This window comes from Brevibacillus antibioticus, assembly GCF_005217615.1.
In the GTDB taxonomy this organism is placed as follows: Bacteria; Bacillota; Bacilli; order Brevibacillales; family Brevibacillaceae; genus Brevibacillus; species Brevibacillus antibioticus.
On sequence record NZ_SZNK01000001.1, the window covers coordinates 3,497,205 to 3,522,280 of the forward strand.

A 25,076-nucleotide genomic window follows, 5' to 3' on the forward strand; every position below is an offset into this window, starting at 1 on the left:
CCCCCATCTTTTTATCTACAGCTTGCGCAGCTTCACGCTTTGCACCCTATGATCCAGTCCCTTGTCCAAAATCAATTGCGCGCGAACACGCGTCGGCAAAATGTTTTGGCGCAGGTTGGCTCCGTTGATCTCCGTCCAAATACCGGTGGCTACCTCAGTCGCCTCCTCGTCAGACAGACTCGCGTAGCGCTTGAAATACGAGGTTGGATCGGAAAACGCGGTCTGACGCAGCAGCTTGAACCGCTCTACATACCATTGCAGGATGTGCTTCTCTTCCGCGTGCACGTAGATCGTGAAGTCAAAGAAGTCAGAAACAATGACCTCGAAATTACGAGCATCGCTTTCGTCACCTCTAGGCGGTTGCAGCACATTCAAGCCTTCGACAATCAAAATGTCAGGCTGTCTGACAGTCTGCCATTCATCTGGCACGATGTCATACACAAGGTGAGAATAAACGGGTGCTTTCACTTCAGGCAATCCCGATTTTACATCGGATAAAAAATGGATAAAGCGGCGCAAGTCATAGCTCTCCGGGAATCCCTTGCGCTTCATGATTCCTCTGTCTTCTAGAACCTTGTTCGGATACAGGAATCCATCGGTCGTTACCAAATCAACCTTCGGATGATTCGGCCAGCGGGACAACAGCGTCTGCAAAATGCGAGCCGTTGTGCTTTTGCCTACAGCCACACTGCCTGCGATACCGATAATGAATGGAACCTTGCCATCCTGGTTCCCTAAAAAAGTGTGAGTCGCCTGGTACAGCTCCTGCGTGCCCCCAACATACAAATTCAGCAGACGGGACAACGGAAGGTAAATGTCGGAGACTTCGGTCATGGACATTTTCTCGTTCAAGCCCTGCAAAAGGGAAAGCTCGTTATCAGATATAGTTAACGGCGTGGAGGCCCGCAGAGCACTCCACTGCTCGCGATTAAATGTAACATAGGGTGATGCCATGGGAATGTACATCCTTTCCATCATGAAAGTGCTTTCTTTATTTCACACAAAGTTAGTTTACACCAGCATGTCTCTCTTGGGAACAATGGGCTTGTCCCAAATCAGACCAGCTCTGCACTTTGCCTTCGTGAGCACACAAGAAAAAAGCCGATACCTCATGGCATCAGCTTTATCTTGCAAAAGAATTTTCTCGTTATTTTCCCAAGTGAGCTTGCAGCATCCACACATGCTTTTGCAAGCTATCCACGATCCCCAAGAACATATCGCCAGTTGCTTCATCGTCCCCAGCTTCCGCGGCTGTAATGCCTTCTTTGAGCTCTTTGATCAGGAGTGTAAAATCGCTCACGACTGCCTCTACCATCTGATCTGCAGACTCTCCACCTGTCGCTTCCTTAATGGAAGCCTGCTCCATACAGGCCTTCAACGTCGAAACAGGCTTGCCCCCAACCGTTAACAGCCGCTCCGCCAGCTCATCTACATTTTTGGCTGCCTCGTTGTATAGCTCCTCAAATTTTTCATGTAGGGTAAAAAAATTCGGGCCTTTGACAAACCAGTGGTAATGATGCAGCTTCATATACAGCACAGACCAGTTGGCAACCTGTTTATTAAGTACGTCGGTCACGGGCCGACTCATTGTCATACTCATCCGAACGCTCCACCTCTCATGGTATAAATATAGCGTTTGTAGTATGTGGTGAATTGGGCGGTTCTATTCTTTTCATATCCGTTCATTCTTTCTACCCAGCTCATTTCTTGCTTTTTCTAGCGTCTGTAAAATTTCTTCCCGCTCTGAATCCTCGTACCTGTCCACAACATCTTGCAAGCCACATTCAATAACCTGCAAGTATTCGTCATAGGTTATACAAGCTGTTTCTTCGGGATAGCCGGGGAATTCCATGCTCAGGACAACTTGGTCGATCGCACATCGCTCAGGATCATCCAGAGCGTACGTCCTGTATGTCGCAATCATACAAACATCATCAAAAATGACGCCTTCTCTTGTAAAGATGATAGTTATGCTTTTCAATATTCGCCGTTTATTGATGAAAACGCCTCTGATGAACCGCTGATTCCAGTCGTAATTAATCATTTTTCATACATGTTACGTACTTTTTTAATCCGCAGGGTTAACTCTGCTTTTTCATCTAGCGAAAGCTGCTCATTTAATTGATCAGGTTGAAACTGTTGTATCTCACTTTTAAGTAAATGAAACCGTTCATAATTCGTTATGTTTTTACTGATTAAAAACTCAGCTATAGTTGTTTGGACATTCATATTTTCTCCACGTGTATTTTTGCAGTCCCTTTGAAATCTTTCTTGTGCAGCAAGAATAATGATATCACCGTCATGGCTTGTTTCTTGCGTGAATACATTCAGAAATTTAATTACCTCGTCCTTCATTTCAGAATAGTACCATCTAACTAGCGGATGAGCATCGACAGGTTTGTGTTCTATATTTTGCAAAACATGGTCCCTACGCCTCATCAGATCTGTCAATTGCTCGGTTGTTAACACCTGTTGCAGTTCGAACATATTCAACTGATTTAATGCTTCTACAGTGTGCTTTTTGAGGTTAATGAAAATCTTTGCTGGCAATAGAGATAGTTCACCGAAAGCGACATTAACAACAATCTTCTCCATTTCCCCCATGTTTTCCACATTTTCGTATACATCCCATGTTCTAGCGAGGCATTCGGACAGACTCATGTTCCTTGCTCTGTACGCTAAATAATCTTTATTAATTTCATCAAAGAGCTCTTGGTATTCCCACTCCAAGCTTTCTTCCACTTTACTTTCCCCCTTGCTCTAAACATTCAAGCTTAGTTCCGCGTAGCTATAACGAACGAGGGGAAGATACTCTTCCAAATATTCCGTTTTATCTCCTGACTCTATCAGCTAACTAGCCATGTATTTTCAAAAGAAAATCCTCTAATACTCCCCTAGTCGCAACGCCAGCTCTTGGAAGCAATTCATTTACACGAACGAGCACAGCAGGATTGTCACGTATCATTTGTTTCCCTTCCAGAGTCGTATAGCTTCTCAACGTATCTACACAGATCACGAAAAGTTCCTCATCATCCGTATCCAGTAACGAAAGTAGAATATTCAGTTCATGCTCGTTGCAAGAACTATCCATACAGTACGCAAGTTTTCGCTGCCATTCTAACGGTTTCATCAGCACATGACTGGACAGGTCTTCCCAATCCTTTTGGCTGAACTTCGTTAGCATGTCATACACTATCGTGCAGCCATCGTCATACCAATAATCAACGGTATTTTGGCAGCCTGTTATGAAAACATCTAATTCTTTGTACATGCTGATCACCTCCATTCAATATTCAAGTTTTTTCTCATGTCTTCCAAATACACTTACAGTAGATGACCGTAAAAATACTTTTGACCCTTCTCCCATTTTCTGTTTGCAAGACCTTTCACATAGCTTACATAATCTCTATAATTATCGGCCGTGATTACGGTGTGGTAGTCCCCAGGTACTTTTTCACCTGACCAAGTCGACAATAAAGATGGAATAAGTTTCATTTGGAGCTGTTGTTCGTGATTGGCAGCGATAAATACCCTTTGCATGAGTATTTTTGTCAGATCCCCAGGAAAGGCCAAATTCTGTAGATAGTAATACTTCCCCGCATCGCAATCTTCCATGAGATCTATGTAATACTCGCCAATCTCCTCTACTGTCGCATGATCACCCAGGTGTTCTTTGAAATTGATAAAGCAGTCAATCGAATCTCTGATTATTACCGAAGTGTCACGAATGGAGTCCCACTCTTCCAGCAAGGCCATCAGATAGGGAATGACTTCAAGAGAAAGTGTCGTAATAGCCTCAGACGCAAAGGTATCCACTGCCGCTTTGTTTCCTTCTCCAAGAAAAAGAAGATGATTGGGATCCCGCAAATCTTCGTGTGTTGAAATGGAACAAAACACTCTAATACAAAGGTTTAATAGAGCCTCGTCATTCGTGTGATTCATGAGCTGAATAAGTAGTCGTTTTTGCGTAAAATCCCCCAATTTGAATAGTTCAATCAGATGAAATAAAGCTTCGTGCTCTGTGGTTGCACGTAACAGATTTTCTTTGATAGCAGCTGGGCTGGAGGATGATAGTTGCCCAAACCAAATGTTGTTTGAAATGCTGGTGCTTTGTTCCATTCGCTATTCACCGTCCTCATTCCATTCTTGTGAGTTTTATAATGTACGCTGCTGTGTGGATATCATCCTGCACCATCCACTCCTCAACCCCTTTTACATCTGCAAATCGTGCTCAAATTTGCTCCTCGAAACGAGACTCGTCGTAAATCTGTTCCTGATAAGTGGAAAGGGATAAGAAAATCTTCAGAAGTGTGAAATGGGTGATAACTAGGACCTAGAATGAAATCTGTGTCTTTTTCATGTAAAAAAACCACAAATTACTCATTTCCCTTTTTCCTGTCAGTCATAAGCTATTTCGAGATTGACAAAAGGAGGATTACTATGGCGAATAAAGCGAAAGCGAAGGTTAGCCCCCAATTCAAAAGGCTCTGTAACCGATTTGGAAAAATATTAGGGGGTGAGTCGGAAATTGATAGTGGGCCTGTTTGTTTTGTCATGCGGCTTACAAATCTTCGAGAAACCATCTTAGGAAGACGTACGCTTTCCCCTTTAGTTCGAGCTCAAATGTTTTCGTTTGAATCCCTTGATAAGTCAGGTCGTGCCCTTTGTTTGGGCGAGACTGCCGTTCACCAAAATCAAGTGAACCGCTTGATGTCGAATCTCCGCAAACGTGGGATAAAAGTGACGGCACTTCACAACCACTGGCTAAAAGAAAATCCGCGCTTAATGTATATGCATTGGGAAGCGATAGAGAATCCTATCGTATTCGCCAGGAAAACCAAAGAGTCCATCGCATTCCTGGGTTAACATGGTGGAGCCATGAAGTTTTCATTTCATCATAATCGAAAGGATGACGAATATGGGCAAAGTAAAGGCAAAAGCAAAGGCAAGTCCCCAATTTAGAAGACTGTGTAACCGATTTTCTGCCATTTTAGGTGGAACAGAGCATGAAATTACAAGAGGTCCCGTTTGTTTCGTCTCCAGAAATAGAGTATTCAATGCATCCATATTAGGCAGAAAAACCACATCCCCATTGGTCCGCTATCAATTGTTCTCATTCGAATCCTTGAACAGTTCAGGACGTGCACTATGTCTAGGGGAAACGGCTCTCTTCCAAAACCAAGTAAACCGTTTGCTGTCAAACCTTCGCAAAAACGGGATAAAGGTAACAGCAGTCCATAATCACTGGCTCTTTGACAACCCGCGTCTTATGTATATTCATTGGGAGTCGATTGATAATCCCATTGCATTCGCCAGAAAAGTGAAGCGTTCTATCGCTTTTTTGGGTTAATCGAACCAATAACAGAAAACAGCGGCCATCAAAGACGTGGTACTATCAGATTTTCTTTTCCGGTCTTAGGTAGCCGCTGTTTCATTTATTAAGGCAATTTTTTCGGTGTTGGACTCGGCAAACTTTCAAACGCATACCCATTAATCCCGGCAAAATCCATCTTTTTACGCAAATCACTGACAAACTGCGTAAAATAGAGACCACGATCCATGCTGCCAGCATATTTTCTCAAGTCGTAATCGTAGGATAATGAATCGTATATGGGCTGTAAATCATCAACGAGCACCTTTTTCATATCCGCTTTTTTAATAGAAGGATCGATACTGCATTCGTTCACGAGCGCCTGTAAAGTTTCCTTGAGGGCACCAGTGTCATAGGACGGGTGAGAGAGTAAAAATTTCAAATCGTACAAGTCTTTAAACCTAGGCCTGACAATCGTTTGATGCAGCTTCCAAGCAACCTGGATGGACAGGGGTACCGTGTACGGAACAAGAAAGCTTTCCCCAAAGGCTGGTTGGTACTCTAGCGGAACCGGGGCTGCATCCATTTCCAGGTTAAACGAAATATCCAGATTAAGCTCGTTATAGTCATTCTCTTCCCTTGTTTGACCTTTGAAATAATAGGCAATATCCGTATTGATCGTCGGAAAATCATCTGCCATTGCGTAGTCGATATATCTCCAAAATGCATTCTTTCGAAAGCTTCTAAACACGACGCCGTCGTTCAGATCCATTTCGGTTACTTGAATCATCCATTGTGTAAATACTTCATGGGCATGTTCGACGTCCCTGATCTTCCCCGCATACAATAGGTCGATATCATCCGCGTCCCGAATCTCTCGGTTGTCCAAATATTGTCTGGTTAGAAGGCTGCCTTTTAATACAAAGGGCATATTCACTAGTGCAATTCTTCTCAACAGTGCTTCCAAAACAACGAGCTCTCTCGCCTCATATTCCAACTCTGCTACGTCATCATACGTAATCATCATGATCCTCCATCTAAAAATTAGGAAATCCAGCCACTGTCCAGTTCTTCGCGGCTGTCATAAATACAAAGTTCATATTGTTCTTTGATTAGCCCGATCTGATTCGCTTGCAAAATGGTATGTATCTTTTCTACCCGATCGTAAAACTGTTTCGGGCTCTCATATTCTCGTACGGTAATAAATCTCACTTTTCCATTCGCATTCAAAGAGTTTCTCGAGATATGTCCGCCATGGCCCACACATAAATTTCGTAATGCGGCGACATCATCGACCTGTACTTTGCCATGCCATTCGAAGTAAGGCTTCGAGTTTTTTAGGATGGGCGTGTGAAAGTACGTTTCTTCCTTTGGAGAAATCTCTACTTTCTTTCGGACGATGGTAAAACCGTTGTTTTGAAACGTAGCTGCCATCTTTTCCATCTCTTTATTCGCTTCATGAAAATCTGGTCGTTTGATTACTCCTGTGATCATTGGCTGATGAATGTAATTTCCCTGATCCAAAACGATCATGACCGGTTTCACTTGTTGCGATTGGCAGAGATCGATAAAAGCTTCCTTTTCATCAAATTGGAGATCGTTGAAGGTAACATGAAACTCAAATTCCATTGCTTCACTCCCTGACTTTCCTTGTATTCCACAATCAATTTATTTCCTTTTCTTCCTATTTGTATCGACATATCTTTTCTATTTCTTAACCGTTTCGTTTAAATAAAAAAGTAGAGGTACGTTGAAAATCATTTCTCAACATATCTCTACTTTGTATGAGTGCTAGTTGCTAACCATTTAGCTTGGTGGTTGCTGAAAAGTCCAGAGAGTGTACTTTTATTGACCAATGCCCCAAGATTTCATCGAGTATTAAAGCCTAAGTCCTGACCTTTGAGCCTAAAGAGCTTTGCTACGTAAGTTTTGAAATCTGAGCTCTCATCTTTGAGCTTTCATCCTCATATTACCAAATAATTTGCAGGATGGCCTAGTTAACCCACTAGGCAAGGGACTCTCGTTTATCAGCTATTCAAATGATTAGCAAATTACACTGTTAATCCACAAGATGAATTTTGGTAATCGTATTGGATTCGCTTAAAATAAAATCGACTTCACACTCAAATTCGTCAATTTCTTTACTAAGCGTATCCATTTTCTCTTTCAATTTCAATGGGTCTACGAGCTTCGCTTCATTCTGCTCTTTAAACGGTTTGGAGATCGCGTCCATTTCTGTATCCTTCACCTTGGAGTCTTTGCCAAAGTTCGCTTCGAGCAGCTTTTCTAATCGCAGCTGTACTTCTTCATTTTTCTCTTCAACCTGCGTGACAGCGTGGTTGTAATCTCTTCTCATTTTCTCCAGCAGTGATTTCTCATATTGAATGGAGGTTTTTCGCTCGATTGCTTCTGCCACTGTCATTCTCTTGCCGCTAATCGTTACCATCGTCTTTGCATTGGACTCGACGATCAGTGACTTAATTTTTTGTCTTCTTTTTATTAGATCAACAACGGATTGGTAGTTTCGCTCTGTCGTTTCCACATACAGTTCTGTTGACGTATAACCAGTTACTGGCTTAGGTCCAATTGCGGAAGACATGAAAGTCGTTTCATTAATTCCTTTTTGGATTCTTTTATCGAGTAATTTTAATTCTGAGAGTCCTCTTGTAATAGACATTTCCATCGTGTCATTCCTCCTCGTGGAGTTTTGATAGAAGAATTGTTTGTATATGGTGGATACATTTGGTAGTTTACTATACAACTTTTTGAAAATGCCTGTCAAATTTTAGCCCTATTTCATAACCCAGTTTCATAGTCTTCTACCAAATGAGACCAATAGCTTTCCACATCCTTCATTGGTGCAGGATCGATTTGTTCAAACAACCTACGCAACTCACACACGTATTTATAGGAAGGATATTCACCTTGTTATCTCATTTTCATTGCCACTTCATTTTTTATTAAATGGAACAAGAAAAATGTTCTCAAGTTTTTATTCAGCATTATTATCATGGCTTATACCCAGAGTGACTAATTCATTGTAATCATAGGCTTGTAATTCAGGTCATAATAATCGCGGATCTCTCGAATATCAAAGTCCATGCTCTTACTTCTCCTATTTTCAAAGGCTCATTCCTCCCTATCGTCAGGTTGAAATGAGCCTTTGAAAGTTTACCGCGCTATTAACAGTATCAAAGCTGCAAGTATAATCGATACAGCATTCGGGCAGCTTCCCCGCGAGTGACAGCCTCCCCAGCTCTAATCTGTTTATCAGCAGGAACATCGATTAAGCGCTGCTTCACAGCCAAAGCCATCGTTGGTCTCGCCCAATCAGCAATCGTATGTTGGTCTATGAATTGACTCAAGTAGTCCCCCGGATTCGAAGGATAATAATAATTGTTCTTTTCATGTAATGATCTGGCGCCGATTGCAGCCATTTCTTCACGGGATATGGTATGGTCCGGCCTAAACGTGCCATCCGGATAACCTTTGACGATATCCTTCTTTTCGGATGACGCGATAAATGGAACATGCCATTGCGGCGGGTTCACGTCTGAAAAGCTCTCCGTCGCTGTTTCGTCCAAAGCGTAAAAAGCTCTTACCAGCATCGCCGTGAACTCTGCACGGGTAAGTGGTGAATCAGGCTCAAAGTTGCCATTTTCATTTCCGGTTATGATTCCTTTCGACCCCAAAAACTGTACGGCTTGCTGTAACTCAGGGTCCCGATTGTCAACATCGGGGAACGTTTTGGTATTATCGTCCACGAAATACGTTCCAGAACGGTTTATTTCGGCTTCCATGCCGTTATTGTACGGATTGAATTTTCCACCGATAGGCTGCGTGCTTTTCCCGTTCGAATAGAACACGCTATTATTTGTCGCGTCTGCCTGATTTACAGGCAGAATGAGTCGGATGTTGCTTGATACGTTCGAAAGCTCCTGCCCTTGTTCATCTAAAAATTGTACGTGATATCCGCCGTTATTGTTTTCGACCAGGCGAATAACGATAACCGGGAGCGACTGGAACAGGCGATTTACGGTCGCAAGGTTAAACGTCAGTTTCGCATCCCCTGCATGAACGGTAAGATAGTCGACATCCTTACGATTCGTGAAGCTATCCTTATACAGTTTGACTGTAAAACCTTTTTGTTCAGGTAACGACAAAATATCTCCATTCACGACTAACTCTCTAGCAAGAGCGATGTTGTTTTCCGAAAGTGTCTGCTTCACCGCAGTCTTAGCCTTACGCGCATTGTCAGCTACGCGGTCAATCAAGTCAGAAGTAATGACGAGTTGGCCGTCAACAAGCTCCGGCTCTTCGCTGCTTGCGGCTGTGATAACAAGCTCTCCAGCTTGGGTCAGTCCCTCCACAATAAACGGATGCTGTCTGTCAGCGACAGGAACTGATTGGACAGCAGTGAAATACGACTCGGACAGCCTATTACTGTCGACGACGTACAACAAAAAGGAAGCAGTCACGTCCGGAGAACCAGCTCTGCTTGCAGTTGCCCGCACAATGGTCTGCCCGGGTTTCTTCGCTTTTACGACCTGTGTGCCATTCACATTCGATAAGGTTCCTATGCTCGGATCGTCAATGGTGTACGTCATTTTTGTCCCGGGAAGCAAATTATTTACCGCAATGAACTGTTTGTCACCAGGTTGCAGCATCGTGATATACGGATAGATTCTCATTTCCGGCGTAGTTCGTATCACAGGCTGGGCTGTTGTTCCAGGTTGATTGCCCGTTGGTTTGTCTGCTCGCCTAGGGCGTTCGGCTGTTGGTTTGTCTGCTTTCTCTGGGCGATTACGAGCTACCCTTTCATCCGTGAAAACAACTAGCTTCGGCAAGGCAATCGAATCTGCCCAAGCCCACAACGTCTGATCCTTTTTTCCTACATAGTAATACCTTTTGGGTGGGGAAAAGTCGCTATGGTGTATAGAAGTGATGCCTGTAAGCTCTGGGAAAACTTTATTGTTATCCACTGACCAAAGCTGGTCGTCCTCTCGGAGGGCATAAGCTTCGTCGATATTCCGATCTCGAATGGAATCCAATTGGACCATCGTTCGCGCGTCTTTTGCTGCATGCAAATACAAGGGATACTTATTCGTGTCAGCGGTGGACCAAGACAAGACTGTGCCATCTTTCATATAGGCATAGCTGGTAGAAATACCCGGCTCTATCTTGACGATATCAGCAAATCCATTCATCTGCTCTGGAATTGTGTTTTTCGAGCGGTTATTCGACAGATACGAATTTGCCTTCCATCTCCAAACCGTACCGTCCTTTTTCACAGCGAATACGATGCCGTTCGCCATTTTAATGGATACGACATCATTTAGCAGCTTTGTTCGGACTTGAACGGGTGAGACACCCTTCATGGTACCTATCTCACTTCCCAAACTCCAAACGGAACCGTCTGATTTTAATACGAACAAGACTTTGTAGAGATTGTTATAATGCGCCACTAGTGACGTTACATTTTTCAAATCTTTGATTTGCTTCGGGGCACTAGCCGTACTCGTTTCAAGATTGGTGCCGGGGGCGGCGTCCCAATACCACACCGTTCCGTCTTTTTTTAGGGCCACGTAGTTAACAATAAAGTTACCCCGAGCCGACTTGCTTTTGACTGTCATCTCCTTCACATTCTGCAAGCCTGGAATTTGCACCTTTTTGGCTTGATAGAATGGATCTGAAGAGCTAAGAGGATGTCCATAGATGTACCAAGTCCATACGGTTCCATCTTTTTTCGACAGTAGCACATTATCGTCAAGGATGTGGTAATCCTCTCCGACACGTGTATAATGCTGTTCGTAACCGACTCTTGTGTCATTCCCATTGGCTTGAACCAGATTGGATTGGGCCGTCAGGATTAACACAAGGCTTAACAATGCTGCCATCAATCGTTTCATTGTTGTCCTCCACCAAAAATCGCTTCGATAGTCTCGTTGCTCTGTCTCTCTGATTACCATAATTTGCACCGAACTTCATCTTAACAGAACAAGAAATATTTACAAGAAACGAGCTAATTTTAGAAAGAATGCATTGGTCCTCCGAATATCAGGACCGGTGTTCTGTGAAAATATAGTTATAGACTGAAAAATAAAGTAATAGACTGATTAGCTAACTATACTCATCAAGGTAGTCACCTGGGGGGCTGCTCCTGGTTATCATTCTGGATCGATGCGCCGCCAGCGCGCGGAACTCGACGGGCCCCTCTGCAACCATGATCGTGAAGATCTCCGCCAATCTACTACTTTATTTTTCTTTTCATCTTCCCACTTCGCGCTCAAAAGCCTCTAGTCTAAAATCTATTTTTGAGTCTAGTACTTCACTTCCACTATCATTCTGAATTAGTATATAATAGATTTGAATATAACCAAAAAAAGTATGTTTTGTAACAAAAGGGTTGGCGAACTAGTTAAATAGATCCAATATTGAATCTCAAATTGTAAATGGTAATTTAAAACTAGAGAAGACCTCACACGAATCTATAGCTAGGGCCAATAAGTTACTTGCCTCAGAGTTCAACTCTATCGCTAAAGCTGCTGTTTCTTATCCAACTCCCTATAGATTGAATGATTATACAGCTTCAGACAGATTTAAGTAGCAACTAAAATTGCAAAAAATAAAGGCTTACCTGATCCACGTAAAATTGGTGTAGCTGCTGCTGGCGAATTTGGTATTCTTTGGCGCCTATTGATCCAGAACTTTTGTATTTTTATATCAAATATTCCTTTAGAGAATTAGGGCCAGGTAAATTTGATATGAATGGGAACTTTATAGGAGATTATGAGATTAAAAAAGATATAGGAGTAACTAAAAACTCCGATTATTCAGAAGGTAACGAGAAAATCTTCAGGTTCTAAGGTGGGATTTTTAAGTGCTTGGATATTTTATTACTTTTGTAGCTAATTTTGTCGTAGCTTGCTTTTTTTATGATGGATCTGACTTTATTAAACCTCTAATTCATTCCATCATTATCGTGATTTTAATTTTTCTAGTTGACTTAATACCAAAAAATAAAAAAAACAATCAAAAAAACCATTAGAAAATTGATTTGCCCCCTATCAAGCAGACAGTGGAAAAACAAAAAAATCTGACACCACCTATTCTCTTTAGTTGATGTTCTTTTTTATTGTTCTGTGAAAATATAGTTACAGACTAGAAAATAAAGTCTTAGACAGAAAAATAAAGTAACAGACTGATTAGCTAACTATACGGATCAAGATAGCCACCTGTGGGGCTGCTCCTAGTTGTCATTCCAGATCAATGCGCCGCCGACGCGCGGAGCTCCACGGGCCCCTCTGCAACCATGATCGTGGAGAACGCCACCAGTCTACTACTATATTTTTGGGAATAACTGAAAAAACAAAAAGCCAGGGACTACTCTCCCTGGCTATCCTATGTTACAGAAGTCCTTCCTTTTGCCCTTTTTGTACCGCGTCATCCCGATTCCGCACTCCGAGCTTGTCATACAGAGCAGACGCATAGTTACGCACGGTCCCGTCAGACAAATACAGCTTGGAAGCGATCGTTTTATAACGCATGCCTTGGGAAAGCATCTGCAAAATCTCCTGCTCGCGCTTCGTTAAACCATAAACATTCTCGTCTTTTTCGCTTATTTTCGGTGCAACAAGCAAATCTTCCTGTTGGTTTACTGGCTGTTCATCCAGCATTTTATGAAACAGGTCCTGTGCAATCATCGTACCGCCGCGATGAACGAGGCGAATCGTTTCCGCAAGCTCGCGTGATTCAATCGATTTCAAGAGATAGCCGTCTGCACCACTGCGCATGATTTCCTTGGCTTTTTCCGTATCCTGAAACGTAGATAGGACAAGGACACGTATACCGGGCCATTTTTCCTTGATTCGTTTAGTCGCAGTGATCCCGTCCATATTCGGCATTTCCAAGTCCATCAGCACTAGGTCTAGTTCTAGCTCCTCGCACAGCTCCACAGCCTGCGCCCCATCCTCGGCCGTCCCGACTACCCGCAGGTCCCGCTGTCCCTCGAGTATGGTGCGTAAGCTATCCCGAATAAACGAGTGATCATCGACGATAAACAAACGAATGATTTCATCGGTGCTCTCTATCAGCCTCGGCACCAAACAAGTAATGAGCGTTCCTTCTCCCCGCTCTGAGTATACGGATACTCTTCCTTGCAATTGAGCGGCCCTCTCTTTCATGGTCGTGATCCCGAAGCCATCCTTCCAATTCTCCACCCCGTGACCGTTATCCTGTACTTCCAGCCTCGTCTGTTGCTGCTCAAAATGCAAGGAAACGACGATGTCCGTAGCCTGCCCATGGCGGACCGCATTGGTCAAAGATTCCTGCAAGCAGCGAAACAAGGTCATTTTCACTTGCTTACCAACAGGATACTCTTCTCCGATCGCACGAAACCGCACATTCACCTTTGCATGTGTCTGAAACTCCTCCGCAAGCTGCCTCAGCGAATGAACCAAGGGAAGCGTCTCTTGCGGTGACCCCATCTGATGCAAGTACCCTCTCACTTCCTTCATGCCGTTTCGCGCAAGCTTCAAGAGAGAGTCGAGCTTTTGCGTCCCTTCCTGCGACACCACATCTGGACGCAAGGTTTCCAGCCCCATGATGATCGAGACATAGGAATGCCCCATCGTATCATGCAGATCCTTGGAAAGCCGGTCCCGCTCCTCCAGCAGCGTCACTCTCTCGATTTGGGTGAGGTACTGCTTCAGCACACTGTTTTGCTTGCGAATCATTTCATTTTGCCGATGATTGACGATGAGCAAATGAAAGGCAAACCCCATCACATAAGCAAGCAAAACTTGCGGAAAAATCTCGAGCACATCTATTTCCCGAGAAAAAAACATAATCAACAGTGGGATGAAAACAATCGTAATGGGAGCCGACCAGCGATACGATTTCTCCGCACTATTGGCGGCAATCAAAAAAGCTGGCATCAAAAAAGTATGGAACGCCGCTGGAAACATAGACGTGAGATAAATCGATAATCCACCAAACATGAACATTTCTGCAATCAGATAGTAACGATAGTTCAGGAGCAAACAAATCCATGGAACGGAAAAAACCATGATTTCCCACAAAATGACAATCCATAAGGGCAGAGTAAGAGAATCTCCAAATTGTACAGTCGTAACGGTGATTGAAAGGCAAATGAGCAGACGTAAAAAAAGCATCACCCAGTCATACCAGCCCCATTGTCTTACGATATCTAACAAACCATCATCCCCTAATTGCTTTGAACATCAAGCGCGTGTATCCTCCAATTAATTGTACCAGTCCGTTCCCAATCATGGAGCACCCGATCATGAGTATGAATCCCACACTCATGATTTGCAATGCCTTCATCTCTGAATCCACTACGCTCCCGAAAAAATGTAGCTCCACAAAAGGATAGAGCAACGGTATGAACACAAAACATACGGGTACAATGTAGATGAGCACTCCGACCACCAGGCAAATACAGCCTATGACAAATTTCTTCATCAGCCAATAAACGGATATCCAGTTTCTCATATCCATTAATTCCGCCTTTGCCTGCTTCCATTGATTTCCCTCTGCTCTTTGTCTCGTTGCCAAAGGTTCTATCGAAATATCGGTATAAATCTTCGTCTGAACACGTTCATACTGGACAAAGGTTTGGGTTGTACGCAACACATTGGTGAGCAATGGAATTCCCACTACTGTAAATGACAAGGCCAAGCCGAGCACGATACTGACCATGTAAAAACACAAATAAAATACCCCCGAGACAAATGTAAACAGCAAAAAGATAACATTTTGAACGTTACGCATGATCGCTCTTTTCATCTAAGCTAATTCTCTCCTATCTATACCTTTTCCGACACGATGCTGACGGTCTGCCCTTACCGTAATCCGCTGCGCGTCATATAAACCAGTGCCAAAATGTCATATGACAGGCTACGTCATGTCATTTCATCAAAATCATTTTGTAAGTCGGAAAAGTGATGACAGGAAGTAACTACCGAGTATGACGCGAGCTTTACCATACTGTGCTCAAGCGCTCACTCTACGATTCGATGCCTGCAAAATTGACCTGCATGGCAATGTAAAGGAATATCTCGATGAACGTTAAGCATCTGTTTCCTCTTTTTGGGATAAAGGAGGGACTTATTGTATACCCTACTCCTTTGAGGGAGGTGACTGGTCGTGGAAAATAGCGATAAACACAGGGGACAAGCTGAGCAAAAAGATTCAAGTGACTTGAATGAGAAGGAAATCGAGCTTCAGCATCAATTTCAAATGTTCCCTACCCCGGATAAAAAACGTGCTTCAAAAGAGATTACCGTGCTGAAAGATTAATAACTACTCTCCCCACTGTATGGCTGTCGAGAAACTCGGCAGCCTTTCTTCGTATAGAAAAAAATCGGCTTATAGGAGAGGAATTTTCGCCAGTGTCTTTTTCTCTCCGCAGCTCAAGTAATTTTTGACAGTTACTTCTTACTTTCTCCACTTATTTACTCAACACTACCTTAATTCGAATAGACAGATCTGCCTTTTCATCTTCTCTGCAATTGTAGTTTTAACAACAATATTTTCACTAGACGTATTCTTACATTCCCTTTCGAAACACTCCAATATTTTATCTACAAGCTCACTTACATTTTTTATGTCATTATTAATTACCCCAAAATAGTTCCTTACTGCAGACAAGTGCTTCAGCATCACTCATCTTCTCGCTTTTAAAGTCAAAATAACTTTCATAAAACGCGCCAAATAGAGCTTTATAATTTCGTTTCATAAATCTATCTCCTTAACAATGACTAAATTCACGGAAGCAAACTACGTGAATAACGATTTAGTGACTATTTATCAATTTCATTCAAATTTCTATCACTTATATCTTCTGGTGAGTTCGTTATGGCGTCTACATACCAATCTGCAAGCGGAATCATCTCTGATCCAGCAATAATATTGTTATCCATAAGGATGACTTTCCCACCCCTTTCAAATAATTTAATCATAGGCTCATAAAGATTATAATACTTTCGAGCTTTTCGTACTTTCTGATCTACTAACGCTGATAGTTCTAAGTAATTTATACAAACTGACTTGATTAATTCACTTTCAATTGATTGAATAGCTGGACATCCTTCTTCTATCTCTAATGTATATGAATACCCCAGCGCTTCTACAGCATTAACAAACGGACTACCGATGCTTAAATATAAAAATCGTTCAAAATATGCCGCCCTTCTTAAAAATTCATTTAATAAGATTAAATGGGATTTCTTTTCTGGTTGTTCAAGCATAAAATTGATAGACGTAATTCTAGTTTGAGCATACTCTAGGTAGCTTGTAATAATCAGTCCGTCCTCATTTTCCCACTTTATCTCCATGTCTTGTTCTAAATCCAATTGATCTAAATGTTGCTCACTTATATCATTGTGTTCCATAATTACCTTGTCACGATAAGTAGGAAGATGGAAGGTAGCCTCACCAACAATCATTGAATTTTGACGAATAGTAAAGCTCCCTCCTCTTTCTAATAATTGTATCAACGGTTCATACAAATCCTTATGTTCTAACGCAACTGATATCCCTTTATCTATTAAAGCTGACCATTCAAGATAGTATCGACACATATATTTAATAGTACCATTATGAATTTCTTCAAGTTTGGGACACCATTGAAGGACATCTATGTCTAACTCTCTATCCATTACATCAGATGCAGAAATAAACGGATACCTTAAAGTCTTTAAAGTAATTGAATATTCATGAATAACACGCGTAGCCCTTCTAAGGAATTCTTGCACTAGTAAATGATGAGATGCGTAATCCTGGTTACGAATATTATCAAAATCAATCGATGAGATTCTTTCTGCGGCACTTATTAAGTAATCGTTTTGCATTATTCTTACTTCCTCCACTCTCGCGTCATACTTTGCTTGTGCCAAAGTAATTAATCACAGTGTTTTTCCTACTTCCTGTACTGTTTTGCTATTTTCCTTTCATCCTTTGTTTTGGGCATAAAAAAGGCTCATTCCTCCTTATCGTTCAAGTTGGATAAGCCTTTGAAATTACTCTAAGTGTATTTGTCAAGTTGTTTAGTGTTCGGTTTGTTGGTTGTATTGTACGATCTTGAAGTTGGGCTTGTAAATGGGTTTAAACATCACCACATCTCTTCATATTCTTCAACTTTAGTAGACCAATACCCTTCGCTATTTTTCATTGCTTCGGGATCAATTTTTTCAAACTTAATCCTTACCTCTTCTCCATACGTATTACATTCTTCTACTTCTTTCAAATTATACTTTTTAGCTTCTTGAAAAAAAATCAGATGGAACAAGAAAAAGGTTTTTAAATCACGATTCAGAAAACCTACACCATTTTCTGATTCTTTTACTACCTTTCCACTACCTAAATGCACATAAATTTCGTTGCTCGTATAATCATGTGGTCTAAAAATACCTACTTGAATGTATTTTTCATCGGAAAATACACAAGTTTTAAATTCTTCTAGGCCAAAAAAAGTGAAACCTAGAAAATTGTACGGAACACCTATCTGACTCATAAAAAGGGCATCACTCTCTATAAAACCTTGCTTAATAAGATTGTCATAGTTGTATAACCGGAAATCATCGTAATATTTCTTAATATTCTCTATGTTATATTCCATAGTCGCTTCCTCACTAATTAATCCAAATAGTTGTTTTAGTGCCTGCTTAAGTTTTTTTCCTTCTATTCCGTGATTTTTAATCTCCGTATTCAAAACTATATGTCACTTCCAGGCATGTAAAAAAAGCCTATCCCTACCCATATTCAAGTTGGAAAGAGCTTTTGAAAGTTTACCAAGTGATTGAATTGTTCAGTGTTTGGTTTATTGGTTGTATTGCACCATCTTGTTGTTAGGAAAGTAAATGGGCCCTCTGTTGCTCCATTAACCACTTTTTGATATCATCAGCGTCCAACCTTATTGGTTTTTCTTCAGTTCCAACAAAAATATGTTTAGCAGACACTTCATCAATCCCGTTTATTTCTTCAAAACTAGTTCCATAGAGGAGTGCCCCATCGAGTAGAGCGTTTGTTAAATCAACATTAGAAAACTTTGCGTAGCTTAGATTTGCTCTTCGAAATGATGCTCTCCTAAAGTCAGATTCAGAAAAGTTAGCAAAGCTAAGATCTGCATCTTCAAAAGACGATTTTATACCCACACAATTTCTTATATTTGTATGTTTTAGGGACGCGTAATCAAATACTGTTTTACTTAGTATACATTCCGAGAAATTCGCTTCTTCGAATGATGTACGTAAAAAATAGCAATCACTCATATCATTATTCGTCAGAAACGAATCATTCATATTTGACTCTACAATCTCTGAACAACTTAGATTCATCCTTGCAAGATTTAGTTGTTTTATTACTTTCTTCACAATTTCTAATTTCTCTCCAATAGTACCATCTGATTCTGCCCATTTATGATGTTTTAAAAACATACTATTATCCATGTAATACTTCCTTTCGGATATTTTATGGCTACCACAGCCATTTATCACTTGAACCTAACTCTTTTACTGCTTCACGTACTTCTATAACCCTTTGGTGGAGATTTTGAATACCATCCTTTAAAGTCCCACTTTACACCTTGTTGCATCAATAAATTCTGCACCTGCTGGATTGGTATCACTAACAATAGGACCAGGTAAGTCCCCTCTCGAATAGTAATCTGGCACAGTTTCTCTAATTTTGTCTAAGTCAGCTTTTGTCGTTCCCTATGTTGTACTCTTGCACTTAGGCATAAAAAAGATGATAGCTTTTACCAACTATCACCATGATCAAAATTGTGTTTTACGTCATTTATAATAATTATTTTAATCTAATATATACGTAATTGGCTTTTGTTCAATTTTTTCTAATATCAAGTTTTTTCGAGCATTAAGATCATTAAATTGTTCTAAAGTCAATTTTCCCTCTAATTGCTGCATATTCAAATCATACATTTCTTTTAACAGAAACTCTTTGGATTTATGAAATACCTCCGAGTGTGTTAATAATATCTCTCCATATGCAATAATTATTATAGATTTTTCAAAGACTCCCAGATTCATCGTGGTTTCAAATTCACTAAGCGCCCTAGATAACGCTTTAGTACTACTCATATTCATTTGTAAAGCGTCTTGGTATAATTCATTTATTGCTTCAAACAATTCCTCGTACTCCCAATACAAAAAAAAACCTCCATTTATTTTTTTAATAATAGGTTACCACTGTTTTATTCAAAATCCGGAACTCTTGGATTTCCGTGTGCACCTTTAGGATAACCGGTAAACTGTTGTAATTCTTCGCTCCAAGAATCTAATCTTCTATAAGGCAAAGGCTCCTTTTCTTCATACAGCGCAACCTTCGCCTGAGCTCTCACATAAGGTACAAAATATGACTCCTTCCTGCCACATTGTAAACCCAGTCTATATTTTTGTATGGAATATTGGTTGAATGATGGTTTTACTCGGCACAACCATTATCTAGCGCATCCAAGGTTTCATCACTAATATCTAGTGGTTCCTGTTCATCCCATGCAACATCTGCAATTATAATAAAGCTACCATTTATATTTATATATCCTTCCCTTTTAAAGAAAAAGCCACCTCGTTCATATAGCTTAATTGCTGGCTCAAACAACTCCTTGTTAGCCAGAGCAATTGGATTTTTTTCATCAATAAGAGCGCATAATTCAAGGTAACTCGTAACGAGAGCTCTATGGTAAGAATTATTTATTTCATTCACTATTTCGATCATTTCAATGTTTTCTTGTGGCGCAGTGATCGAATTTGAAATCATAATGAAAGGAGGTACACAAGTACCTGGATAATCTCGTAAAAATTTCCTCGCTCTTCTTAAGTACTCTCGACACAAATAACTTTGTGACATAGTTTCCTTTTCTCCAAGACAGCCCCAATCTATTACGGAAAGACGTTTAATCGCCTGATTTAAATATCCCAAATTCATTCTCCTCTTTCTTTTTCTATTTGGTTTTCTATCTTACCTTGTTCTTTATATAGATTGAGGATTAGCTACGTCGTGTGCTCCTCGAGGTTAAGAATCAAAGGATTTCCAGTTAGTATTATATGTTGTGGCGCTGTTGGTTGTATGGAACGATGGATACACAAAATTTTCGAAGGTATCTTTTGTATCAAACTTTTGGAATCATTGCATTTTCAAATTAATACCCTTTTTCTTTGCACCGATCTGAAAATTGCATAATAAATTCATTTAACTTCTCGGGATAGTCTGAATAATCAATCACTGTACCACACTCACCTTTTTTACTTATCGAATATGCACAATCCCACAAACGAAACCCGTCATCAGGTCCTTCTATTTCTTTATTCCTAAAGAAAAACCAACAGCACTCGGCCTCTAAATAATCCTCTCTTAATAACTTAATGTGCTCGCCTTTTCTGTAATTATTTAGTCTTTGAAATGCTAATTGTTCAGCGAGTTCCTTTGCTTCTTCAAAAGTTATTTTTGCAATATATTCTTCCATCCAGAAATCTCCTTTTTTTATTCTAGAATGGCTTGCCTAATTTACATGTAGAATCTTTCCTTGATGAATTATAACAGGAGCAGTAAACCCATCACCTTCTTCAATAACCATTTTAGTTACATCCGCCACAGAAGATGGCTTATGGAATCCCCAAGGTGAAGATTGAAGTAAATCACTATGAGCACCATACTGTGTCATTTTTTCCGCTACAGCCCCTACATCAATCCACCCGAGCATGGTTAGCATTAGCACAAGAAGTACAATTAATATTTACTCTAGGACCTGCACCTTCGACATAATGTGGGTTTACTCCTTTAAGCTCAGGAAACACATCGTCGATTGATTTGGTAGAAGTATATACATGATCATATGCACTACCCTCACCATTTCCCGTCCCCTCAGTATCCAAGCTTCTTAGCCACTTGTATGACTATTTTTTAGCATGAAGCGGAGGATAAAAAAGAAACCACAACACGGCAGTTAGCTCGCATTGTGGCGTTACATTGTAGTAAAGAGATACATATACATTATTTTGAGTTGCTTGTATAAAATAAATTACATATCTAGAAACGCCCCCACGGCTTACCACCGCTACCCCCAATTAAACTTTCCCATGCTTCTTTTGCATTATCACCTAATTTCCCTGTACTGCAGTACACTTTTCCACTTTCTGATACAAATAGTACAAGATTGTCACTATCAATAAAACCCACGGGCACTAAATTTTCTTGAGCATATTTCTCTTCTGCTTTGAAAGCTCCCTGGCTTCTGAACTTCACACCTGTATTGTGGGTCTCATCGTTTATAGTATCTTCTATTACTAGATTACCAAACTCTGCTAAAAATTTTTTCACTTCTGGATAAATGATAAAACCTAATTTTTCTAAATTCTCTTCAATTTCTTTAGTGTCTATATTTCTTCCCTCATACCAACCAGAATTCCTTAAAATTTTCATAGTTTCATTACTCATACTCACTTTTTTTCCTCCTACTCCATGGATTGCATAAAATCCTCAAATGTAATTGAACAATTTTGAACCTTGAAGTATTGCATCTCTTACCGCCCAAACTTCAGCACAATTTTCTACTAGCCACTTCGATTGCATACTTGGTTCATCAGTTAAAGGGTTATCAATATTTACCTTTGGCTTTAGCCTTATCCTTAGTTTACTTTCCTGTCACAGGATCAAATCCTCCTAGATGTTCTGTCCTTCGTTTATTCCATCTTTCCAACTTACCATGTTGCGAATCCTACCGCCAATTAAACTCATCATTATCAGACCAAGATTTTCTTTTTAATTTTTCTTTGGAATTGTACTCGTCTGTTCTTTGCTGTTTAAGTTTGAAATACCCCACATAAGCATCATTATCCTAGACAAATCATCATTCCGAACCCAATAAAACCTAGATTGACCCGTATGAGCGTCTCTGAGAACAACAACTCTTCCGCCAAACACGTTCCCCATCTGCTTAAGGAGCTTATCAACCTCTTTTTGTAATTCCTCGATCATTTTTGGAAAACTCTTAGCCTGTGTCTTTAGCTTTCCATCCTTTAGTGATTAGCTACTGTTCCGGTTGTTATCTGCGCCATCAAGTAGTATACCCGTCCCATTTACATCGGCTCGTTTTCCACGTTGGGCATCGACAGTAGCTACGAATTTCATCCATAAGCTGCTCGTATACAACTCGTGCCTAAACAATAGACCTCATTTACTTTTCTACTCCCTTTGCTAGTTGCTGGTTCTTCAACTCTTCTGCCACTACCTGTTCACGTTTTGCCATTCGTTTCGTCCTATTTTGATTTTGAGCATGCAAAAAAAGCTCATTCCTACTCATGGTTCAAGTGGGAAAGAGCTTTTGAAAGTTTATCAAGTGTTGGAGTTGTTTAATAATCAGAACAAATCCATAAATTAATCAACATGTCCATTGTCAAGCGCATCCAAGGTTTCATCACTTATATCAAGTGGTTCCCTTTTAACTCGATTTGCAAGCGAAAGAAAATCAGTAGCACCAGCTACATTCAAATGACCTGCCCTTATAAAGAAATGGCCACCTCTTTCATATAGCTTTATTGCTGGCTCAAACAAATCTTTATTATCAATAGCAATTTGATTTCCTTCATCAATGAGTGCGTTTAACTCTAAATAACTGGTAGCAATCTCTCTAACATAACTATTGCCAATCTCCTTTAGTATTTGTAATTCATCAACACTCACTTGTGACTTAGTTATCGAATTTGAAATGATAATAAAAGGATACCTACAAGACCCAGGATAATCTTGGGAAAATATTGATGCTCTTCTTAAGTATTCTTTACTCAAATGAACATGTGATCTTGCTTGCTTGTTTCCTATACAACTCCAATCTATTGCAGAAATACGCTTAATTGCCTGATTAAAATTTTCCATCAATTATTTCGCTCCATCTTCTCTATTTTTATTGCCCAAAAACTTTTTTTCGAATAATAGTCATATGCTCCAGGGAGTTCAAATGAAGGTTGATCAGAAGCTACATCATGTGCACCAGGAGGGTCTGAACCACAATCATCACTATCTTTTTGATACGAACCAGGATTTTTATATGGGTAGCCTTGTGTTGTTTCATAGCCCTAATTTCTTCTATTGTCATACCAGTATTTTTTGCAACCTGCTCAATATCAGTCATATCAGTCATACCAACACTTCTACTATCATCATAATCCTTTAATGCAGCTTTATATTCTTTTTCTTGAAATTCATCTATAAATGTGGGTTTATAATCATCTACACGCTTGTATTCATTCCAATCAACCTTTTTAAGGGTAGGTATTGATTCAGGAACATTACCCGTCCCCTCATTACCATTATCACTACGACGATGATTCCCTCCACCACCGCCATTACCACCAACCAAATCATCATGCCGAACAAAATAATACCTATATTGACCCGAGTAAGCCTCTCTAAAAACAGCAACTCCACCAAGCATGTTCCCCATCTGCTTAAGAAGCTTATCAACCTCTTTTTGTAAATCAGTAAACAACTCTGTGAAGCTCTTAGCCTGCGTCTTTAGCTTCCCACCCCTTAGGGATGAGCTACTTGTTCCGATTGTTATCTGCGCCATCGAGAAGTAATCCCGTCCTATTCCCATCATCTCGTTTTCCACGTTGGGCATGTCCATCTGGCTCTAAGTCAATTACCTTTTTGGCTCCCTGCTTATAGGCAGACGCAGCCCCACGGCTGAGTAGCAGCTCGGCAATAACTAAATCTTGCTTGCCTCTATTTCGGCCTTTTTCGTAGCTTTCTTCAATCGACCTGGTCCACCTGCCGCCTTGTGTGTCTTCCAACATGTATTGCCCATCTTTTACAAAGCGTTCTATGAAATCGCTATAGACTCCTTTTGCACCTGACCAAGCCGCTTCTAATGCATCCGTTCCCATTTCTCTCGCCGATTTAATCCCCGTGAGTACATCTCCCGCGTAATTCAAGGCACTGGTAGTACGATCCACGCCCCCCTTTGCCATGATATTTCGCTCGGTAAGTGATCCTACCTCTTTACCACTTACCCCTTCATAAATTTCTTCGGAGTTGCCGAGCATTATTGCGGTAAAAGCCATATCTGCCGTATCGACCACAGCACTCCAAAACGCAGACAAATTATCCTCCCCAGAATTACTTCATCTTTGACTTGGTCTGGCAGGGGACAAAATATGCTTACCCCCGCTGGTAAAAGAAAAAGGCTTATTCCTCCTCAGTGTTCAAGTTGGAATAAGCCTTTAAATGCTTATCAAGTGCTTTTGTCAAGTTTTTTAGTGTTTGGTTTGTTGGTTGTATATTACGACCTTGCTATTGGGGAAATGTGAGGCTATAAGTCTTCTTGCTTCAAACTCAAAATATATTCAAGTCTACCTTTCCAAGTATCATCTGTTTGAATGATTTTATAATCAACCTTTTCTATACGTTCTTTGTACAAATTGATATCTTGAGAAAGTTGCTTCACATCATCTGTTTTAATATAATCTTCAAATTCTAAATTCGTTAAAAAAGTATCTAATTTTAGTAATAGAAAGTCAGCAATTTCATTCTTTTTCAGACTTTCTAAGGCCAGACATACAAAAAATGCCGTTTTACTGAAATTTCCTTCGTTTAATAACCACCAGTCCTCCTCTAGAATTCTTGAAGAAGCCTGGGCAGAATTGTAATTGTTATTACCAATGTATTCTTCAAATCCAAATTCGACAGAATCTTTAATTTCTTCGTAGGTACTCATAACACACATCCC

At 40.5% G+C, this 25,076-nt stretch carries 27 protein-coding genes and 1 pseudogene; 3 read left to right on the plus strand and 25 right to left on the minus strand.

Features of this window, described 5'->3' with window-relative positions:
* Positions 1 to 15 precede the first annotated feature (15 nt).
* From coaA to imm47, 6 genes are all read right to left on the minus strand, one after another.
* Positions 16 to 954 carry a type I pantothenate kinase gene (coaA, locus tag E8L90_RS16255; RefSeq protein WP_244297253.1) on the minus strand — a complete coding sequence of 313 codons (939 nt, stop codon included), beginning with the start codon at positions 952 to 954 and terminating at the stop codon, positions 16 to 18.
* A gap of 193 nt (positions 955 to 1,147) precedes the next feature.
* A complete protein-coding gene (locus E8L90_RS16260) occupies positions 1,148 to 1,600 on the minus strand; it encodes a Dps family protein (RefSeq protein WP_137030300.1) in 453 nt (150 codons plus the stop codon).
* A gap of 72 nt (positions 1,601 to 1,672) precedes the next feature.
* Positions 1,673 to 1,924 carry a hypothetical protein gene (locus tag E8L90_RS16265; protein WP_244297254.1) on the minus strand — a complete coding sequence of 84 codons (252 nt, stop codon included), beginning with the start codon at positions 1,922 to 1,924 and terminating at the stop codon, positions 1,673 to 1,675.
* 116 nt (positions 1,925 to 2,040) lie between these two features.
* Complete coding sequence (locus E8L90_RS16270) at positions 2,041 to 2,742, minus strand: Imm3 family immunity protein (RefSeq protein ID WP_137030302.1); 702 nt, start codon at positions 2,740 to 2,742, stop codon at positions 2,041 to 2,043.
* A 112-nt stretch (positions 2,743 to 2,854) separates the two neighbouring features.
* On the minus strand, positions 2,855 to 3,271 hold the full coding sequence (locus E8L90_RS16275) for a hypothetical protein (protein WP_137030303.1): 417 nt from the start codon (positions 3,269 to 3,271) through the stop codon (positions 2,855 to 2,857).
* 53 nt (positions 3,272 to 3,324) lie between these two features.
* A complete protein-coding gene (gene imm47, locus E8L90_RS16280; protein ID WP_137030304.1) occupies positions 3,325 to 4,119 on the minus strand; it encodes an Imm47 family immunity protein in 795 nt (264 codons plus the stop codon).
* Between the two features lie 321 nt (positions 4,120 to 4,440).
* Here imm47 and E8L90_RS16285 point away from each other — a divergent pair, with 321 nt between their 5' ends.
* Together E8L90_RS16285 and E8L90_RS16290 are read left to right on the plus strand one after the other, a co-directional pair.
* Positions 4,441 to 4,866, plus strand: a complete 426-nt coding sequence (locus E8L90_RS16285; RefSeq protein ID WP_137030305.1) for a DUF1259 domain-containing protein — start codon at positions 4,441 to 4,443, stop codon at positions 4,864 to 4,866.
* 52 nt (positions 4,867 to 4,918) lie between these two features.
* Positions 4,919 to 5,350, plus strand: coding sequence for a DUF1259 domain-containing protein (locus E8L90_RS16290; RefSeq protein WP_048031631.1), 432 nt, complete (start codon positions 4,919 to 4,921; stop codon positions 5,348 to 5,350).
* A gap of 88 nt (positions 5,351 to 5,438) precedes the next feature.
* On the opposite strand, the gene E8L90_RS16295 is transcribed toward E8L90_RS16290, so the two are convergent.
* From E8L90_RS16295 to E8L90_RS16325, 6 genes are all read right to left on the minus strand, one after another.
* On the minus strand, positions 5,439 to 6,335 hold the full coding sequence (locus E8L90_RS16295) for a nucleotidyl transferase AbiEii/AbiGii toxin family protein (RefSeq protein WP_137030306.1): 897 nt from the start codon (positions 6,333 to 6,335) through the stop codon (positions 5,439 to 5,441).
* A gap of 20 nt (positions 6,336 to 6,355) precedes the next feature.
* Positions 6,356 to 6,940, minus strand: a complete 585-nt coding sequence (locus E8L90_RS16300; RefSeq protein ID WP_137030308.1) for a hypothetical protein — start codon at positions 6,938 to 6,940, stop codon at positions 6,356 to 6,358.
* Between the two features lie 430 nt (positions 6,941 to 7,370).
* The gene (locus E8L90_RS16305) at positions 7,371 to 7,994 is read right to left on the minus strand and encodes a hypothetical protein (RefSeq protein WP_137030310.1); all 624 of its coding nucleotides are present in this window, start codon (positions 7,992 to 7,994) and stop codon (positions 7,371 to 7,373) included.
* Positions 7,995 to 8,502: 508 nt separating this feature from the next.
* Positions 8,503 to 11,220: an S-layer homology domain-containing protein gene (locus E8L90_RS16315; RefSeq protein WP_137030311.1), complete on the minus strand. Its 2,718-nt coding sequence runs from the start codon at positions 11,218 to 11,220 to the stop codon at positions 8,503 to 8,505.
* Between the two features lie 1,497 nt (positions 11,221 to 12,717).
* A complete protein-coding gene (locus E8L90_RS16320; protein WP_137030312.1) occupies positions 12,718 to 14,526 on the minus strand; it encodes a helix-turn-helix transcriptional regulator in 1,809 nt (602 codons plus the stop codon).
* A gap of 4 nt (positions 14,527 to 14,530) precedes the next feature.
* Positions 14,531 to 15,118 (minus strand): sensor domain-containing protein, encoded by a 588-nt coding sequence (locus E8L90_RS16325; RefSeq protein WP_137030314.1) that lies wholly within the window; start codon positions 15,116 to 15,118, stop codon positions 14,531 to 14,533.
* A gap of 360 nt (positions 15,119 to 15,478) precedes the next feature.
* Between E8L90_RS16325 and E8L90_RS30310 the strand changes: the two genes are divergently transcribed.
* Positions 15,479 to 15,631 (plus strand): hypothetical protein, encoded by a 153-nt coding sequence (locus E8L90_RS30310; protein ID WP_167497605.1) that lies wholly within the window; start codon positions 15,479 to 15,481, stop codon positions 15,629 to 15,631.
* A 316-nt stretch (positions 15,632 to 15,947) separates the two neighbouring features.
* Here the strand turns inward: E8L90_RS30310 and E8L90_RS16330 are convergent, their stop codons facing one another.
* From E8L90_RS16330 to E8L90_RS16400, 13 genes and pseudogenes are all read right to left on the minus strand, one after another.
* Positions 15,948 to 16,070 carry an Imm3 family immunity protein gene (locus tag E8L90_RS16330; RefSeq protein WP_137030316.1) on the minus strand — a complete coding sequence of 41 codons (123 nt, stop codon included), beginning with the start codon at positions 16,068 to 16,070 and terminating at the stop codon, positions 15,948 to 15,950.
* Between the two features lie 64 nt (positions 16,071 to 16,134).
* Positions 16,135 to 17,184: a hypothetical protein gene (locus tag E8L90_RS16335; RefSeq protein ID WP_137030317.1), complete on the minus strand. Its 1,050-nt coding sequence runs from the start codon at positions 17,182 to 17,184 to the stop codon at positions 16,135 to 16,137.
* Between the two features lie 260 nt (positions 17,185 to 17,444).
* The gene (locus E8L90_RS16340; protein WP_137030319.1) at positions 17,445 to 18,044 is read right to left on the minus strand and encodes an SUKH-4 family immunity protein; all 600 of its coding nucleotides are present in this window, start codon (positions 18,042 to 18,044) and stop codon (positions 17,445 to 17,447) included.
* 136 nt (positions 18,045 to 18,180) lie between these two features.
* Positions 18,181 to 18,780: a pentapeptide repeat-containing protein gene (locus E8L90_RS16345; RefSeq protein ID WP_137030321.1), complete on the minus strand. Its 600-nt coding sequence runs from the start codon at positions 18,778 to 18,780 to the stop codon at positions 18,181 to 18,183.
* A gap of 363 nt (positions 18,781 to 19,143) precedes the next feature.
* Positions 19,144 to 19,500, minus strand: a complete 357-nt coding sequence (locus tag E8L90_RS16350; protein WP_279633656.1) for an Imm3 family immunity protein — start codon at positions 19,498 to 19,500, stop codon at positions 19,144 to 19,146.
* A gap of 274 nt (positions 19,501 to 19,774) precedes the next feature.
* Positions 19,775 to 20,272, minus strand: a complete 498-nt coding sequence (locus E8L90_RS16355) for a hypothetical protein (RefSeq protein ID WP_137030324.1) — start codon at positions 20,270 to 20,272, stop codon at positions 19,775 to 19,777.
* Positions 20,273 to 20,492: 220 nt separating this feature from the next.
* Positions 20,493 to 20,816 carry a hypothetical protein gene (locus E8L90_RS16360; RefSeq protein WP_137030326.1) on the minus strand — a complete coding sequence of 108 codons (324 nt, stop codon included), beginning with the start codon at positions 20,814 to 20,816 and terminating at the stop codon, positions 20,493 to 20,495.
* Between the two features lie 563 nt (positions 20,817 to 21,379).
* Positions 21,380 to 21,787, minus strand: coding sequence for an SUKH-3 domain-containing protein (locus E8L90_RS16370; RefSeq protein ID WP_137033482.1), 408 nt, complete (start codon positions 21,785 to 21,787; stop codon positions 21,380 to 21,382).
* A 196-nt stretch (positions 21,788 to 21,983) separates the two neighbouring features.
* A pseudogene (locus E8L90_RS30830) lies at positions 21,984 to 22,055 on the minus strand (hypothetical protein); the annotation flags it as partial.
* 671 nt (positions 22,056 to 22,726) lie between these two features.
* The gene (locus tag E8L90_RS16390; protein WP_137030330.1) at positions 22,727 to 23,224 is read right to left on the minus strand and encodes a hypothetical protein; all 498 of its coding nucleotides are present in this window, start codon (positions 23,222 to 23,224) and stop codon (positions 22,727 to 22,729) included.
* Positions 23,225 to 23,324: 100 nt separating this feature from the next.
* Entirely contained in the window at positions 23,325 to 23,918 is a 594-nt protein-coding gene (locus E8L90_RS30835) for a hypothetical protein (protein ID WP_244297255.1), read from the minus strand.
* Positions 23,890 to 24,450: a hypothetical protein gene (locus E8L90_RS16395; protein ID WP_244297256.1), complete on the minus strand. Its 561-nt coding sequence runs from the start codon at positions 24,448 to 24,450 to the stop codon at positions 23,890 to 23,892. Before E8L90_RS16395 ends, E8L90_RS30835 begins: the two co-directional genes overlap by 29 nt.
* A gap of 209 nt (positions 24,451 to 24,659) precedes the next feature.
* Positions 24,660 to 25,064: a hypothetical protein gene (locus tag E8L90_RS16400; RefSeq protein WP_137030331.1), complete on the minus strand. Its 405-nt coding sequence runs from the start codon at positions 25,062 to 25,064 to the stop codon at positions 24,660 to 24,662.
* Positions 25,065 to 25,076: the final 12 nt, after the last annotated feature.